A 16874-nucleotide genomic window follows, 5' to 3' on the forward strand; every position below is an offset into this window, starting at 1 on the left:
AATAAATCAAACGGTCTAAACGTACTTTTTACGCAGTTCCCCCCTAAAGTGTCTGCATGTTTTCCTACCCCCGACACAACCCGCCCACCATCCATAATCCAGGAGCCATGATTCGCCTCCATCGAATTGCTCACAGCCTTGCAGGACTGATAGCGACTGAAGCCTTTCTCTTACCACTCCAACAGCAAAGCTGGGAGCACGTTTTCGTTTCAAGACCTGATTGATCACCCCAGGAAATATCCGTACCCCGCTGTCTTCTCTAATTCCAATGTTCGGCTCGATAACTGCGATCGATTTACTTTTCAAATCTGACCTATATTCATCGCGATGGCACCAGGCGATATCGCCTTCTTGTTTCATTCTCAACAAGAGCTCAAAAAATGATCGTTCAGGTTCTACATAATCGAAGTTCAGCATGCTTGCAGCATCCGTCACCGCTTCTGGGTCCCCCCCATCCCGGTGAAACCAATCAGCTATATCGTCCAAAAGAGCCAGCAATTCGCGTTGCTGAGCCCAGATGTTTATCTGATGCTTCCGCTGGCAAACATCCCTTAGGTACCGTGGAATGACCCAGCGGGCATGACGCGATAGCATGCCGAGAGGTTGGGGGGATTCGTAAGCGTGAATTCGCACGAATCCCAAATGGGAACTGACAGCCAATGCCGCATATGAAGACAACTGTAGGATCGCCTTCCGTATGCCGATATCATCCAGCCACGACGTTGTCATGCAAACTCGCGATTGATGGCCAAATTGGATTAGAGTTGGTATGTCGTGTGCCATACAAGTACTTGACACAAAGTCCAAATGTGATCTGTTACCCCGTTGACTGCTCGAAGCAGTATTACAGCCAAGGGCTATCGCCGCCATTTCGCCGGTTTTGTGGGCGAATTCTCCGTCAAGGATGATACCATTGCCTTGCTCGCGGCAACCTCTACCCGCAAGCAAGTGCTGTAATACACAAACTGCCAGCGCCCATAGAATTTGAGTTTGGGGAGTCTTCATCGAAAGCATCATGACAGCTTGCCTATTGTTCTCGGGGGATGCGAATTCATTTCCTGGAAGTGGTTCCTCATAGAATTCCCGGGGGATGGGGTCGGAGAGAATGCCTCCGGTTAAGTTGATGGCATAGTGTGGGAATTGATAGCAACGTTGATCAGCCCAGTAACCTACACGCCCTGCATGGGTCAGGATTTTCGGTTGTCCGAACTCGCGAGCAATGAACAACGATTCTTTCGCCCATTTCCTCTTCTGGTAATTGAGGAGATCTCCTGTTTTCTCTCTCAGGCCATTCGATGCTGTCTCAAATAGTGATTTTTTCTTGACAATCTCTTCGGAGATATACAACTCGAGCGGTTGCTCAGGCCGCTCGACCCGGACATTGAGATAGGTCTTCCCCGCTTCGGTCGTGATAATTCTTTCAACACGCAACGGGTAATTGCAGATTTTTTCCCCAGTCTCTTCAATAAACCATCCTTCCGGACGTTCCACGACAGTTTGCCCACCTACCCGCACTCGGTTCACAGACAGTTGGGATGGATCATAGTTTTCCCACAGCTTATCGGTCTGAATGTCAAACCCTCCACGGAGACTGCGACATTCGTCGGGGGTGAGCCCAAGTTTGACGATCAGCATCTCAACGTCAGCGCCATTTAGTTGTGTTAATTGCTTACCCAGTGCTGCCTGCCAAGGGATCGCATGATTACGGAATTGTCTCAACTGAAATAACGAATCGTAGCCACTGAGACCTCTCTCCATGCTAGCTTCAGAAAGCTCATAATCTGAGACCATTCCACCAAAACGTTTCGCGAGGGGGATCGTCTCGTTCGGGGGACCACAAAAGACGATCGTCCTTTCAGCAACCTCGGGAGGTAAATTGAGAGGTTGAAAGTCACGACTTGACCTTACTGCCAGAATGGGTAGCGGTATTCTTGAGTCACGAAGATGTCGAGCATGGAGAAGGGTTGCTTGAAGGATCTCAGTAAAAATGAAAACGGTCCCACTGAATGCGGGGTTAGACTTTCTGTGGAGCACATCCAGCCAAGCGAAGCCGGACTCTCTCGGCCGTTGACTGCAGCACCCGAGATTCCCTCGTTTGAAAATGATGTCACCCTGATCAGTATTACCATCTCGTCCGATAAAGGTAAACCCTATGATTCGTCCGGGTAGGTCAGAATGTGGAATTATCACGAAATCATCCCAGTCGTGTCCTTCAAACAACCTACGTTTGCCTGGGCCTGGTCCACGCCGCTTCGATGATTTTTCTTGATGATTCGATCGAACCTGAGGTTGATATGAATATGGTGCGAACAGTTCTTCGATCTCATTTTTGTGGGCTGCTCCAAATAATTGGCCGTGATGCGTGGACCACAGACCATGACATGCTGTGTCGAACATCGCAATACGGCGCATTAGCATTCGACCTGATGCCTTAAACTTTAGCAACGGTTCGCTTTGTGCAGACTTCCAAAACTCCCTGAGTCGATGCCGATACTCGACGTGCTGAGACCGGTAACTGGCAATGTCATCCTCCTTCAGATCCGCTTCAAAGAATTCACGAAGCTCCAGCAACTCGATGGCTTGATCCAGATCACACTCACGAAACATCGCAACCAGCTCAATGACATCACCGGCAAACAGGCATTTGAAGCAGAAAAACCATGCGCCACCCAGGACCTGATCTTCCATTATCTTCATACTTCCGTCGCCGCAAAGCGGACATTTCATTGCTTTAGGGAGTATCCTTCGACCATCATCGATACCCAATTCGAGCAGAACCTTACCCCAGTCCAGTCGTGCTGCTAAAGATTTGGGAGGATTCGACATCATGTTGTCTCCTTTTGAGGTATCGGTTTCAAAAGCTCCGAATCGCGGAGGTTAATTGAGTGAAATATGATCGAAATCCGAGGGCTTTCCCCTCGATTGCGATAGACCTCGATGAACCCACTAGATTCAAGCACCTGCAGAGCACGATATACCGTAGTTCGGCTCAGGTTGTATCGTCGAAGAACTCTTGGTGTGAGAAGAATATACCACCGATCATATCGAAAGCCCTCTCTCAGGATCATAAGTGCCGTCGCGAGCGAACCTTTCCCCGGGAGTTCTGTGGCTCGACCGAGCCAGCTAAGAACGTCTGCAACTCCCCATGAAAAGTCGCCAACGGTAGATGTTTCTTTGACGGAACAACCTGGGTAATTAACATCCATAGATTCATCCCTTCATTACCGACTCGAAGACTCGAGTTCGAAATTGATTATCTCGGATTGAGAGATGGTTACAGCCCCCATCCACATTTCAGTATTCACTTTGTTCGATAGTCAGAAAAGTTATAAAGTGATTGAGTACCCTATAGGATCGGCACTTTACTTTCCCCGATCGTGTCGACAAACGATCGTTACGACCGGACTTCGGCCTCGGTGACGCTCGATACTGATCAGACCTGCGGATTCGAGCATATTCAAAGCTCGATAGCCTTGTTGACGACTCACGTGGAATCTTGAGAGTAATGCGTTACCAGCTCGAATTGGTTTCCAATACCTTTTCCTTGACTCAAACCACACTGCCAAGGCCACGGACAGTGACTTACCTGGTAGGGATGCGGCGTGAGTGATCCAGGGAATAGGAATAGGCCCGGCGATGAATTGAGAGTCCCATTTCTTCTGCACCGCCCTACGTCTGTTCTGAGACTCAATCGTCAGTTGTTCTGGAATGTTCTCTTCAACCATTTGAGTACCTCTACTACCATTGCTATATACTTAAGGATAAAGAAAAGGAGATAGCGACGGGTCTATTACCGGTGATGGTTTAAGTAACCCTGGTAATCAACCCTTTGCGTTGTAGGTTCTACACATCCATCGTTCGGGACATCTGGTAACTCCCATTTCGAATTCTCAATGTCCACTAGTATGTCATTCATCCGGTCGAACATCGCCCGCCCCCGCTCATCAAAGTATCGGTCAGGTGAATGGACGATCTCGACATCGGTCCTCAATCGGAAACCGTCCAAGACAACAGCCGACGCATCAGACATTGACTGCCGAGTTGCGGCCACGACTGCCTCCATCTCATCGGCCAAACCTTCGACAAGGAATGCGTCGTGGACTGGACAACAGACGGAAACGCCTCGCTCAGTCAATAAGGTGGCCGCTAGTCGCATCATTTCGGCTCCGTTGGCCTGGCATGGAAAGTTGGCCAGTGAGCGCACATTGGCCTCCGAAGCGACGTGCAACATCCAGCCGAACACCGTCCGGATTGTCCCGTGGACTAGCGCGTGATTGACAGCGGCATCTGACCAACGCCAGAACTTCCGATAAGTCGAACGATGGAGGTGAAGTAGTTCGCGTGCGTGGGCGGGGGTCTGTCCGATATTCACAGCCAGTGACTCAGGCCCCATGCCATACTGGACCGCGAGAATCGTCTGTTTGTAGATGGCCCGTTCGACTGGATGGCTGGCTTTGGTTGCATCGAAGGGCACAGCCCCAGCTTGCTTGGCAAATTCCAGATACGGGTCACCAGACTCGTAGGCCGACATCATGGCATCGTCGTCGGATAGTGCCGCACCGATACCGAACTCTTGTTGGCTCCAATCGACGTACGCTATGGCCCAACCCGGCTTCGGCTTGATGAGCGATCTCAGCCAAGCGGAAGGACCAAAGATAAACTTTGAATTCGAAGGTTGGTTGCGGCCAGTCTTTGCCTGAAATGGACTCAGCAAACATCGGTTTCGGCCATCGCTACCGACAGCGAAATCGGTTAATCGAAGCTGACCAAGCGAATGTCTCAGTTCGCGAAGTGGGCCGACCTCTGGATATCGGTTTGCCATTTTCCGGAAGGTCTCATCGTCGAGAGCCAGCCGTCCAGTATTCAGTCTGGGCCAGTGGATACCGTGCTCAAACAGCCACTGGGAGAATTTAGATTCAGAAAACGACATTCGCTGACCGGTTGAGATGAAAACGTGATAGTCCGCATCAACCACATCAATCAAGTGTGACTTGATTGCGTCCCAGTTCCCCCGGAGACGTTCAAGGAGTTGGCAATCAACCGGAACTCCCGTCCACTCCATGTGGGCGACTGCCTTCATATATCGACCTCTCAGTAGCGCTCGCTCGATATCGAGCTGATCGCCCATCTTAGTCAATAGGTCGACTAGTGCCGCAACATCTGACTCGCAGTAGTTGATCAGATCAGACTGCTCCTGATCTGTGTACTCGCCGCCGCGCATTGCCAGCTGACGCATTGAGTCCTTTTCTACATCCTGAATTACATCACAACCGAAGTAGCTCAGTGCTCCCAAAAGCCCCCGACCACAGGGGACGTAACGACCATTCGTCAGATTGCGGAACTCAACGTATAGATCAATGACGTTAACCGGCATGGACCAGCCGAGAGCCAGATGGCACCCCAACTCCGCGGACGCATAATAAGCGACATATAGATCGTTCGGTCCACACCCGATCGGCTCTCCCGGATTTTCACTCAACCAGCGCCGGATTGTGCGACCGGATCGGAACTCTCTCGCTACCATGCAGAGCGGATCTGGCTGATTCCCTTGCTGCGCGTAGAACTCAAAGTCGACCAGCCAAATCGAAGTGTACTGCTCTAGGAACATTATACATCCCCCCGAAGCCGCTTCATCAGAGGATGGTCCAGATCCCGAATCATCTTATCTCGGAAGGCAAGCTCTAGATAGTCCGACATTCCTAGCTCTGCTGGCCATTCGGGGGCGGACAGTTCGGCTGTAGCCTCATAGGTCAGATACATCCCGTCAGGCATCGATGCGACAACGCGGACCCAGTTGTCCTCCGCCAGTCGACTCGCTTCTATCAGGGACTGATGCCAGGCATTCGTGCGTCCATCCGGCCCCGGCAGGAAACAGCGCCAGAGAAACGGTTGGGGCGAACGGCGAGCGATGGCAAGACGCAGCACCGCAGGTCGGCACAGATCGCCTAATTCGTGTGCCGGTCCAGGATAGACGAGGTACGTCTCGCGTGACTCTTCGTCTTCGTAGACCATCGTTTGGAAAGACCAGTTTTCACCTGGACGAACTCGCACGAAAGAGGTCCTCGGTGGCTTCGATACATTTATTTGCGTGATGACCTGCCTGGCTCCAGCTGTAGCAACAAAGTCCTGGGACAGTCTCAGCTGCTCGAATTCACCGAGATCAACATCTCTTGATTCGTCAATTGAGCTGGGATTAACCTGGTCAACAGCCGGTTCATTCACTTGCTCCCCATTATCGGAAGGTTGCATGTTAGCGATGCGATTCATTGTCTCTGTCTCCAACTATTAATTGAGATAAATGGCTCTGTTGGTCACAGAGCCGTGTAAATGTAGTTTAAGAATGGGTACTGTTCGCTCCGACCGGTTTACCTCAGAGCAGTCCTTTATTTCGCAATTGCTTTTCGAGCGCGACGCTCCGTTCGTTGTGGGCAGCGTCGTCGCGCTCGGCTGCTACTTCTCGTGCTTCGGTCAGCTTAGTGAAGAATTCTTCGACAGCGGCGCGAGTCAGGAACGGACGTCCGCCAACCATGACGACAGCCAACTTGACACGATCGCCAGTGGCGGACGTCAGCCCCCGATTGATCCATCTCCAGGTAGTCGCTGGAGAGACCGGCTTGCCTGAGTTGCTCAATGGAATGAGCTCACGACGTGCTCTACCTAGGGGGACAAGATCTTCGATTTGGATAGGTGACATAAAAAAACCTCCATTTCACTAGTTTAGAACCCAATGAATGGAGGATATATGAGAGCGGGGACAATATGCAGGACAAAGTTGTCCTTAAATTTGTCCATTAGAGATTTTCAGGATGACGTAATCTGTTCCTATAGTCATTTCCACATGCGGTAAAATTTTGGCATCAGCCTCTAACTTATCCCTGAGACGATTTAACGCTTTAAGAATCGTCTCGTCTCCAGGGCAGTCCTTCCTAAAAGCCTTATGTATTTTCGCGTCATCGCAGATTTTATCAAAACTCACTTGCCGGCAGCTGAACCTACTAAGATATTTAAATAGTCTAAACGATTGTCCTTGGAGGATCTGGCCGATCTTGTCGATCGCAGTTAACGATTCACCAGATCTCTTGTCCCGTGAAAATCTCGGCTCTGGTAATTGGTCTAAATCGTCGCGTATCGAGGGCAGTTTCCCCCAATCGACCAATGCTTCCCAGTCGATATTCTCCCCCACTTTGAGTGCTGTGACCGCGTCGACTAAGTCTTCATTATGATCGGGACTACCTCCGTTCGATGGTGTGAGAAAAGCAACATTCAAAATCAACCGTCCAAGCGGCGTCTCTTCACCGACCGGCTCAACACCGCCCGACCCACAGCGGGGTAGAAATTCCCGGTTTAGTTGTCCCAGATCCCGGGCTGCCAGATGTAACAGTTCCCAATCTTTCCATGAGACGTCAGCTATTTTGTCGAGTCCCCATCGCTGCAATTCTTCCTGAGAGAGAAAAACTGGATCAGACTTTTGCCTAGCTTGGATCAGTCGTCTGATATACCGAGCGACAATCCCACGAAACTCTCCCGGATCAAACTGGGGGGGAGGGGCGATGTATTCGTCTGAGCCGGTCGTATGATCAGGTTCGTTCTTCATATTTGTCCGCTCTGCTTTGAACTCTTCACAATCTCTGCACTTTTTGACAATTAACTACTCGACGATTTTCAATGGACCATCAGGGCATTAGGACGGTTTTCGGTTACCAAACCAATTACATCTCTCAAGATTCGTCTCCCAGATTGATTTATCGAATGTACCAGAAATCATACTGGAATGGATCAATCTTATCCGATTTGGTCCAATCACGCGTTCACCCCACCTTCCCCGCAATCAGTCTAGCTTGGTCTCGGTCGAGTTCGGCGTAAATCTCAGTAATTGCCGCGGATGAGTGCCCCAGAATCAACCGGGCAGCCTCAATACCGAATTCCCGACGTAACTCTGTGCCCGCATTATGACGCAATTGATGTGGATGCCAGCACCATTCTTTACGCCAAGACGAAGCTTGTTCCTTTATTTTGCTGCGTTGGTCATTGGGGAGATTATGCGAAACTTTCCGAAATTCAACTGGCATATCGAATGCCTTTTCGCACGCCTTGCGGATGGCTTGACCGTAGGAACAGACCGTGTAGCAGTTCCCGGGCTGTTTCTTCGGTTTCCGCTTTCGTCTCCGCTTCTGAGCCGAAGGTGTCATCGGCGTTTTCCGTTCCAGAGATGCGTAGTATTCCACTTTTGCATCAGTGGGAGAGAAGATGTACGCTCCCAGGTCAGTTTTCAGAAACTCCCGAACAACTTTTTTGCCTCTCGGTCCGATGAATATTACACGATCCTTACCAACATGCTCTCCTTTATGCCGTTGCGGTCGATACTCCCAGACCTCGCCGTCCATATTGAGGTCGCCCCCCCGAATCTGAATGACTTCCCCCGGACGCATCCCCGTGGTCAATTGCAACTCGACCATTCCCCAGACCTGCCGACTGACGAATGGTTTGACCGCTTCCACACGGTGGGAGGGGACGGGTTTGACCGGGTCCGATTCCCTCGCTCCAGATCGGCCGGCCCGCAATCCCGCTACGGCCTGAACCGCTTGGAACACCAATGGATTTACCAGCTCGTTTTCGACGCCCCAGCGAAACATCCGCTTGATGCGTCCGATGTTCCGGTTGATAGAAGTTCGCACGAGTCCGTGTGCAATCATTTCATCTCGAACCGCTTGAAGTTTCAGTGGTGAAAATTCGTGAACAGACAGATTGCGGAACATTCGGACCAGATACTTGAGCGCTTTGCGGATGTTAGCCGCTTCTGAAGTTGGCATCCCATCCGCCTTACGGTAGTAACCATCCGCGAATTCGATGAACAGAAGTGAGAGATCCGCAATCGTAAGCTTGATGTTGGAAACATCCTGTCTAGAGAGCCATACGGAGATCAGTTTGTCATACTCGTCGCGAGATTCCTGGGAGCCATATGGACCAAGGTAGTGGTCATTACCATTGATTCGGACGCGAGCTTGCCCGGACGCCTTGTGGAGTTGGTAAGCAGGCTTGAAAATCTTCTTTTTTGACATGGTGCGATTCTCCTTCAAGAAAACGTGAATCGGATATTCACGCCGCACCACAAAAGAAAAGGGTAGGGAAAAGGGTAAAACCGCTGATCCCTACTCGCCTTCGCTATTCTGGGTTGTCGCTAACTGCGACACAGCAAGGACTTAAAAAAGCTCCTCGACAAGGACTCGAACCTTGAACCTAGCGGTTAACAGCCGCTCGCTCTACCGATTGAGCTATCGAGGATCAGTTCTGTGATTCAGGAAAGCTCCCAACCACATTGTGCGTATAACATATTGTGAGAAATGTATGAAGTCAACCGATGTTAAACAGGAACCGCCGTGGTTCTGACAAAATATTTGAGAATTTTGCCGGCTTGTAAGAATCGTAACTGTTTTGAGTCACTCAGCTTCCGCCTCTGGTGGTTTGGGGGCAACCCCTTTGATCTTTTCGAGGGTCACTTTGTTTCCCTGATCGTTGTACTCGATGAGATTCATGAAGGCTCCCATCAGCATGATCCCTCTACCACAGGGACGTTCCAGATTCTCCAGCAGTGTCGGATCAGGTACATGACTGCGGTCGAACCCTTCTCCTTCATCCTGGATTTCGACACGAACCCGTTCGTCACTGATCCAGCATTGAATCTCGACACTCTTATCAGGAGACATGCGATTACCATGTTTAATCGCATTGACCAGCGCTTCTTCCAGCGCCAGGCGCACCGAAAAGACATCTTTCTCCGGGTATTCACGTACCTCAAGAGCCTCGACGATCCGGGCCTGAACAGCCTGACCTTCCGAGGTATCACTGGGTATCGTTACTTCAAAGTGTTCGTCCGATGACATGAATTTGGCCAGCACACGATTTCTGGTGTTTATCCAGTAACTAATTCAAAGAGCATTCAAACTCACTCAGAGAAACCTGCTATTAACAACAGTCTTCTCAATCTGAATCTCTCACAATCATTGTTCTCAAATTTTTTTACTGAAGAATGGTTGAAGCAGACTGGAAATGAATCTGCAATTACCAAGCCAAAGTTAAAATCCTTCGAGAGCCGCCTCCTGTGTTTCGGCGATGTCAAACAGTTGATTCAGTCTCGTAATGGCAAAAACTTCATAGATGTCAGGACGAATTGAACACAGTTTCAATTTACCTTTTGCCTTTTTCACCTTTTTATCCAGCGTAATCAGCTTCCCCAGTGCAGCACTGGAAAGGTATTCCACGTTGGAAAAGTCAAGAATGATCTTCTTACGTCCATCTTCATCAACAAGACCAAATAATTGAGTCCCGATGATCTGGATATTTCCTTCATCAAGAATTTTCTTGTCAATAAATTTTGCAATGGTGACATCCGAAACTTCTTCGATATCAACACGACGGTGACCAGCTGCCATAATTCCAGCCCACCCTCTTCTAAAAAGACAAAATCCGACGTAGGCACATGAATTCCCTGTGAATCCACTATCGCAGATAGTGTTTGTATCGACGACTGCCTGGCCCGATCGGAATCGATCATAAAACGAATTGAATCAAGTATCAAATTATACGTGTTAAGACTAAAAAAGAAATTATCTAAACAGATATTCCCGATAGACTAACATCAATTTGAGCGAGAACCACAAGTCCCCGGTATTGCATGATCATCACGCTTTCTTTCCTTGCTGTCAAGCATATTCGCAAGATTGTTTACGGGATTCTAAGGGTCTAAGTGCCATATTCAGCAGACTTTGTGTAATCTCGCAGGCTCGGATTGGCAAAACCCCCGTTTCTGAGGGGAAATCTGACATTTACTGTACCTCAATGCCCTGCTCCCCATCCTCATACGAAACGGAATTTTGTTAAGACATTCAGACATCAACTTGGAAATTGTGTTAAGGAATTGAAACAAATCACTGACGCGGAGGCGCTGTTTCCACGAAAAAGATATTTGTTTTCTCCTCGAGAGATTACGAATCCGCATGCATCGAATCACCGTCTGCATCTGCAATTGTCATAATCCTGCCAACAGGACGCCCGTTCGCTGAAACCGCTCTGCTGCTGCCTGTCCCCTCCCCACGCATCGCTTCGGGCGCGATGTTTGCCTTTTCATTCCCGATGAACCACTTCATCTCGTCACAAACCGTGATTGAGACTCTCTGTTCAATCGGGGACTGTAATGCAACGCGAACGTACTTTCTTTGTCTTCTGCCTGGCGCTCTTGCTGTTTTCCACGTCGATCTCCCGAGCCGATGTGGCAATCACCCTGGACACCGGCAAGACGATTCACGCGGACTACATCCAGTGGGGCCCCGACTCCACCCTGCTTCTGGAAATGCAGGGACAGCCCCCCCGCTCCCTGTCTCTCAATCAAATCCAGAGTCTGAAAATCGAGAACTCTGAATACGATCGGCAGACTATTCGTCTCGCAGCAGACCAGTATCAGCAGAGCCAGTCCGTCCAGTTCGCATCGCATAAACACAAACGATTTACCCCCATGCCGGTCCCCGTTTATCAGAGCCCCCTGCATGCTCCCTTCGAACCGCGAGAAACATGTTCCGCGCCCTGCGACACCCGCTGCAGCAGAGGAATCATCCTGGGAGTTCACGAAGATCCGCTGAACGCCTACCAGCCCCTGCTGAAACAGTACTACCCCAATGGCGTCCCCACGCTGGAACGCGGTTATGCCCTGGGACTGATGCGAGCTACAGTTGCACAACAGGCGCTGGGCTATGGACCTGTCCCCGGAGTCATTCCTCCCGCACCTGCCTCCGAGCCGCTGCTGGGAAAAATAGCGCAAATCAGCGTCCAGGCGACGCCCGTCAACACTCAGGGAAAAGCAGACTGGGACGCACTCTCGGTCCGCATCCGGGGATTTGACCGCGCGGGGAACCCTGCTGCATTAACGGGAAATGTAAAAATCCAGTTGTTCGGCCAGCGACAGATGCTGCTTCCGGTCTGGGATCAACGCTTTGCTGCAGTCCCACAGGAAACTTTCAAGCTGGGACAGTGGACCCGAAACTGCGCTGCAACGCCTCTGACAAATGCACCACGAGCCGGAAATCAGTTTGGCACAGGCCAGGCCTCCGATCAGACCTGGATCGTCAAACTCTTCCCGCAAATTCCCGAACACAATCTGAATGTGTACGCGCTCGGAGAAATTCAGGTCAGCCTGCTCTCACCTGGCAAAGGAACCTTTGAAGCGTCGGCTCCCGCTGTCCCCCTGAAGCACGTCTCCCTCAATCGGGATTCCTCACTGGCGACGACAGGCACCCGCTTCTTTCCTGGAGAAACGACGTCGGCAGGCATCGCGCGCACCAGCAGGCTCAACTTTGAAGGCCCTTCAAGGCCAAACAGCCGCCCGTTCACCGTCCAGCCTTAAGGTCAGACATTTCGCTGAACCTCCTGCTTTGATGAATTCATCCAGGGGTGTACTCAGCGTCTGATAGCCCCGCTGCTGCAGATCGGCTTCCAGCTGCGGGCAACCTGTATTCATGACAACGGTTTCTCCAATCACAACCGCATTGCAGGCAAACCGCTGTGCCTCTTCCTTGACGACCGGAAGCAGATGCGGGATATATTCTTTCAAAGCCTGTTGCGCATACTCGTCGAAAGCAGGCGGATAATAGATGGCTTCCGTTTCGCTCAGAGGACAGAAGCAGGTATCGAGGTGATAATAAAATTCGTCGACCAGCTGCAACGGAATCACCCGGCAGTTCATCTCTCCGGCCACCCATTGCAGAGCCCGCACATCACTGCGAATCAGATAACCGGCAAACAGGGTATCACCGCAGAATAAGGCATCGCCGGCGCCTTCAAAGAAAAAACCGTCCGGCATCTCAATCGTTTCAAATCCCGCTTGTTGAAACCACTCGCGATCAAGGGGCGTCTCTCCCTGCCTCGCTTCATGACGGAACAGCGAAAGAAACACACGATCTTTCCAGATCAGGCCGGCATTCGCTGTGAAGACCAGATCGGGGAGGCCTTTCACCGGCGTCATGAGTTCGATTCTGGTATTCTGGCTCTGCAACAGTTGATAAAGCGACTCCCACTGTTGTCGCGCCAGCGCCAGATCACTCTGTTTGCTGCGACTCATCCAGGGATTGATTTCATACTCAATCCCGTAAAAGTCCGGAGGACACATCAGGATTGCCGGGGTATCATAAATCAATGTACTACCTTTCTCTGTCTCAGCAGGGGAAAACAGGTGCGCCTGACGTGCCCTCTCAAATATTATACCATAGACGACATTGATTCGTGGGAAGATTTCTTTCCTCCGTTCGAGATTTCAAATCAGCGGCTGTATAATTGACGGACTGGCTCCTGATCCAATACAGTCACTCTTATGGAGTGTCATTTTTTAAATTTTGGGTTGATCGATATCACGAGAGTGTGACAACGGAGCACGTAAACAACACCCCCAACCCTCAATTTCAAGCTTGCCAAAGCACAAGACTGTTCATCTCTCTTTTTCTGAAATGGATTTACCGCTATGACAGAGTCGACCGCATATCCGCTGACCTGGGAACTGGCCTCGCTGTACCCGCATCCCGAACAACCTGAGTTCGAGGATTGTCTCCAGCAGATCAAAGCGTCGCTGGAAGATCTGGTGGCACGCGTTGCGGAATTAGCTCAGTCGACAGATCCACAACAGCATGCTTCCCTCTGGGGAGATTTTCTGACCGACTATCAGGCGGCCGTCGCCGAGCTGGCGGGATTATTCGCCTTTCTCGAATGCTACTGCGCCGAAGATGCACACAATAAACGATTCCAGACATTGATGGCACGTCTGGCCAGTATTCGACCTCTGCGGGAGAATATCGAAACCCAGCTCCAGTTAACCATTCGCGAAATCTCCGACGCAGTCCTGCAGCAGTTCACAGAACAGGATTCCCGTCTGCAGCAGATTCAGTTTTTCCTGGAAGACTCCAAACGGAACGCAACATTAAGGCTGCCGAAAGAACAGGAAATCCTGGCATCGCAACTGGCCGTGGATGGACTGCACGCCTGGGGACGGCTCTATGATCGTCTGTCGGGAGAACTGAAAATTCAGTTAATGGAAAAAGGGGAACTGGTGGAACGTTCTCCCGGGCAGGTCCAGTTCGATTCGCCGCAACGCTTCGTGCGACAGAATAACTTCTATGCGGCCAATAAAGCCTGGGATACGATTGCCGATTCGTGTGCAGATGCGCTGAATCATCTGGCGGGAACCCGGCTCACGCTCTACAGCCATCTCCCCGTCACAGACCATCTGGATGCCCCCCTGGTTTACAACCGCATGCAGCGAAGCACACTGAACACGATGTGGTCGGTGATCTCACAACGCAAACAGAAACTGGTGCAGTTTCTCGAAAAGAAAGCGGAACTGCTGGGACTCGAAAAACTCTGCTGGTACGACCTGAATGCACCGCTGCCACTCTCCGGGGGTGAATCGGCCGAACTCAGTTACAACCGTGCCTGCGAACTGGTGGTGAATTCCTTTGAAAAGTTCAGTCCCGATCTGAGCCAGTTTGCAGAGACAGCACTCCGCGAGCAATGGATCGAAGTCGAAAACCGCCCCGGCAAACGTCAGGGGGGCTTCTGCACTACCTTCCCGCTGCAGAAACAGTCGCGCATTTTCATGACCTATACCGACTCAGCCGACAGCATGTCGACCCTCGCCCATGAACTGGGGCACGCCTATCACTCTTACGTGCTGAAAGATGCGCCTTATGTTTTGAGTGACTACCCGATGAACCTGGCAGAAACCGCTTCCACATTTGCTGAAGCGGTGCTCGGCGAACAACGTCTGAAAGCGGCTCAGTCACGGGACGAAGAATTACAGATTCTGGATGGCATGCTGGGAGACGCTGTTGCCTTCCTGATGAATATTCACGCGCGATTCCTGTTCGAAGACCGCCTGCATCAGGAACGGGCGTCGGGCGAATTAACCCCCCAGCGTTTTTCGGAACTGATGCTGGCTGCACAGAAAGAAGCTTATGCGGGTGCTCTGGATGATTCGGGCTGGAATCCTTCGTTCTGGATTTCCAAACTCCACTTCTATATCAGTGAATTACCGTTCTATAACTTCCCTTATACCTTCGGTTATCTCCTCTCCCTGGGAGTCTATGCCCTGTCGGATACCTTTACCGATCAGTCGGAGTTTGCGGACAAATACCGTGAACTCCTGATCGCCACCGGTTGTCAGGTAACAGAAGACGCCGTGTCCCAGACATTTGGTTACCATCTGGGTGAAGCTGATTTCTGGAACAAAAGTATTGATATTATTGACCGCCGCGTCGATCGTTTTCTGGAACTGGCTGACTGATCTTAGTGAAATCATTGAGTTTAAACGCCGTCTGTACTGGAAATACGCGATCTGACAGAGTCATCCCGCTCCCGGTCCGGTTCTGGACCGGGGTCCCTCTGAAATGCTGCAGGATCTGAAGTCTTTCGTTCCGTAGCGTGTCGAAATTCTTAACAGTCTTGGGTATACTGTCTGGACGACGGAATACCGAACCTGTCAGACCGGGTGTCTGCCCGATCCAGAGCAGGAGTGCAGGTACTCCCTTTGAGAATGAATAAGAACTGAATGACAGACAGCTGATGAATTTGCTGCGATACTGAAAAGCATTTATTCTATGGCAACACAACAGGATCTATCAGAAACCCGCCATGAATCAGGGGTTGGAATTGTCAAAACCAGACTGGCAACCCTGTTTGCGCCTCCGAACTGGCTCAAGCTGGCAGGTGGAGGTGTGCTGGGACCGATTCAGGTCGCCTATGAAACCTACGGCGAGTTGACCCCGGCAAAAGATAACGCAATTTTTATCTGTCACGCCCTGACCGGCGATGCCCACGCCGCCGGCTACTATGAAGACGATGACGAAAAAGCCAAGCCGGGCTGGTGGGATGACCTGATTGGTCCGGGACGCACGCTCGACACGGATAAATATTACGTGATCTGTGCGAACGTTCTGGGAGGCTGCATGGGAACAACCGGGCCTGGCAGCATCAACCCGGAAACCAACCAGGCTTACCGTCTCGGTTTCCCGTTCATCACCGTCGGCGATATCGTCGAAGTTCATTCTGCCCTCACAAAACATCTGGGCATCGATCAGCTGCTCGCCGTCATTGGGGGCAGCCTGGGAGGCATGCAGGTCCTGGACTGGGCGACCCGCTTTCCCGATCAGTTACGCAGTGCCATCTGCCTGGCTTCCGCCGCCCAGCTTTCGGCGCAGGGAATTGCCTTCAACGCAGTGGGCAGACGGGCGATCAAAACCGATCCGGAGTTCAAAGACGGGGAATACGAAGTGGGAGCCGGTCCCCGCTATGGTTTGGCCCTGGCACGCATGATCGCCCACATCACCTACCTCTCAGACCAGTCGATCGAAATGAAGTTCGGCAGACGCCTGCAGGATCACGATACATTTACTTACGAAATGCTGCCCGAAGTGGAATTTCAGGTGGAGAGTTACCTGCATTATCAGGGCAAGCGGTTCGTAGAACGCTTTGACGCGAACAGTTATCTTTATCTGACCCGCGCGATGGACTATTTTGATCTAGTTTCCCAACATGGATCACTGGTCAATGCTTTGGGAAAAACAGACGCCCGTTTTCTGATTGCCTCGTATGATTCCGACTGGCTGTTTACAACCAGTCAGAGTAAAGAGATCGTCAGGGCGTTGATCGAATGTGGAAAACATGTCTCGTTTATCGAGCTCAAGAGCCCGTTCGGACACGATTCTTTCCTGATTGAAATCGAACAGCTGAATAAAATGATTACCCCGTTTCTGGAGCAGGCTTATTCCACGCGTCTGGCGGAAAGCAAACCAGCCTCTTAGAGAAACCAGCCAGAGCGATTCTCACACGAACGCTCTCCA

Annotated in this window: 13 protein-coding genes and 1 tRNA gene; 3 read left to right on the forward strand and 11 right to left on the reverse strand. The window is 51.0% G+C overall.

All coding sequences use genetic code 11. The features are described 5' to 3' along the window. Positions 1–15: 15 nt before the first annotated feature. The 10 genes from ACN0YN_RS14020 to ACN0YN_RS14065 all read right to left on the reverse strand — a co-directional run bounded on the left by ACN0YN_RS14020 (position 16) and on the right by ACN0YN_RS14065 (position 11144). A complete protein-coding gene (locus tag ACN0YN_RS14020; protein ID WP_417385642.1) occupies positions 16–2829 on the reverse strand; it encodes a hypothetical protein in 2814 nt (937 codons plus the stop codon). Between the two features lie 961 nt (positions 2830–3790). After that, positions 3791–5608: a DNA polymerase gene (locus ACN0YN_RS14025; protein WP_417385643.1), complete on the reverse strand. Its 1818-nt coding sequence runs from the start codon at positions 5606–5608 to the stop codon at positions 3791–3793. Next, complete coding sequence (locus tag ACN0YN_RS14030; protein ID WP_417385644.1) at positions 5608–6051, reverse strand: hypothetical protein; 444 nt, start codon at positions 6049–6051, stop codon at positions 5608–5610. Before ACN0YN_RS14030 ends, ACN0YN_RS14025 begins: the two co-directional genes overlap by 1 nt. 319 nt (positions 6052–6370) lie before the next feature. Continuing rightward, entirely contained in the window at positions 6371–6694 is a 324-nt protein-coding gene (locus tag ACN0YN_RS14035; RefSeq protein ID WP_417385645.1) for a hypothetical protein, read from the reverse strand. A gap of 84 nt (positions 6695–6778) precedes the next feature. After that, positions 6779–7594, reverse strand: a complete 816-nt coding sequence (locus ACN0YN_RS14040) for a hypothetical protein (protein WP_417385646.1) — start codon at positions 7592–7594, stop codon at positions 6779–6781. A gap of 214 nt (positions 7595–7808) precedes the next feature. Beyond that, positions 7809–9059: a tyrosine-type recombinase/integrase gene (locus ACN0YN_RS14045; RefSeq protein ID WP_417385647.1), complete on the reverse strand. Its 1251-nt coding sequence runs from the start codon at positions 9057–9059 to the stop codon at positions 7809–7811. A 150-nt stretch (positions 9060–9209) separates the two neighbouring features. Further along, positions 9210–9282: transfer RNA gene (locus ACN0YN_RS14050), tRNA-Asn, on the reverse strand. Between the two features lie 155 nt (positions 9283–9437). After that, positions 9438–9881, reverse strand: a complete 444-nt coding sequence (locus tag ACN0YN_RS14055; protein ID WP_417385648.1) for an ATP-binding protein — start codon at positions 9879–9881, stop codon at positions 9438–9440. A 192-nt stretch (positions 9882–10073) separates the two neighbouring features. Then, positions 10074–10430 carry an STAS domain-containing protein gene (locus tag ACN0YN_RS14060; RefSeq protein WP_002647021.1) on the reverse strand — a complete coding sequence of 119 codons (357 nt, stop codon included), beginning with the start codon at positions 10428–10430 and terminating at the stop codon, positions 10074–10076. A 552-nt stretch (positions 10431–10982) separates the two neighbouring features. Continuing rightward, on the reverse strand, positions 10983–11144 hold the full coding sequence (locus ACN0YN_RS14065) for a hypothetical protein (RefSeq protein WP_417385649.1): 162 nt from the start codon (positions 11142–11144) through the stop codon (positions 10983–10985). 47 nt (positions 11145–11191) lie between these two features. Between ACN0YN_RS14065 and ACN0YN_RS14070 the strand changes: the two genes are divergently transcribed. Continuing rightward, on the forward strand, positions 11192–12394 hold the full coding sequence (locus ACN0YN_RS14070; RefSeq protein ID WP_417385650.1) for a hypothetical protein: 1203 nt from the start codon (positions 11192–11194) through the stop codon (positions 12392–12394). On the opposite strand, the gene ACN0YN_RS14075 is transcribed toward ACN0YN_RS14070, so the two are convergent. After that, a complete protein-coding gene (locus ACN0YN_RS14075) occupies positions 12356–13183 on the reverse strand; it encodes a dimethylarginine dimethylaminohydrolase family protein (protein WP_417385651.1) in 828 nt (275 codons plus the stop codon). The genes ACN0YN_RS14070 and ACN0YN_RS14075 overlap by 39 nt on opposite strands. Before the next feature lie 321 nt (positions 13184–13504). On the opposite strand from ACN0YN_RS14075, the gene ACN0YN_RS14080 reads away from it, so the two are divergent. Together ACN0YN_RS14080 and metX are read left to right on the forward strand one after the other, a co-directional pair. Further along, on the forward strand, positions 13505–15319 hold the full coding sequence (locus ACN0YN_RS14080) for a M3 family oligoendopeptidase (RefSeq protein ID WP_417385652.1): 1815 nt from the start codon (positions 13505–13507) through the stop codon (positions 15317–15319). A gap of 313 nt (positions 15320–15632) precedes the next feature. Next, a complete protein-coding gene (metX, locus tag ACN0YN_RS14085; RefSeq protein ID WP_417385653.1) occupies positions 15633–16835 on the forward strand; it encodes a homoserine O-acetyltransferase MetX in 1203 nt (400 codons plus the stop codon). Positions 16836–16874: the final 39 nt, after the last annotated feature.

Origin of the sequence: Gimesia sp., assembly GCF_048260065.1 — a bacterium.
In the GTDB taxonomy this organism is placed as follows: domain Bacteria; phylum Planctomycetota; class Planctomycetia; order Planctomycetales; family Planctomycetaceae; genus Gimesia.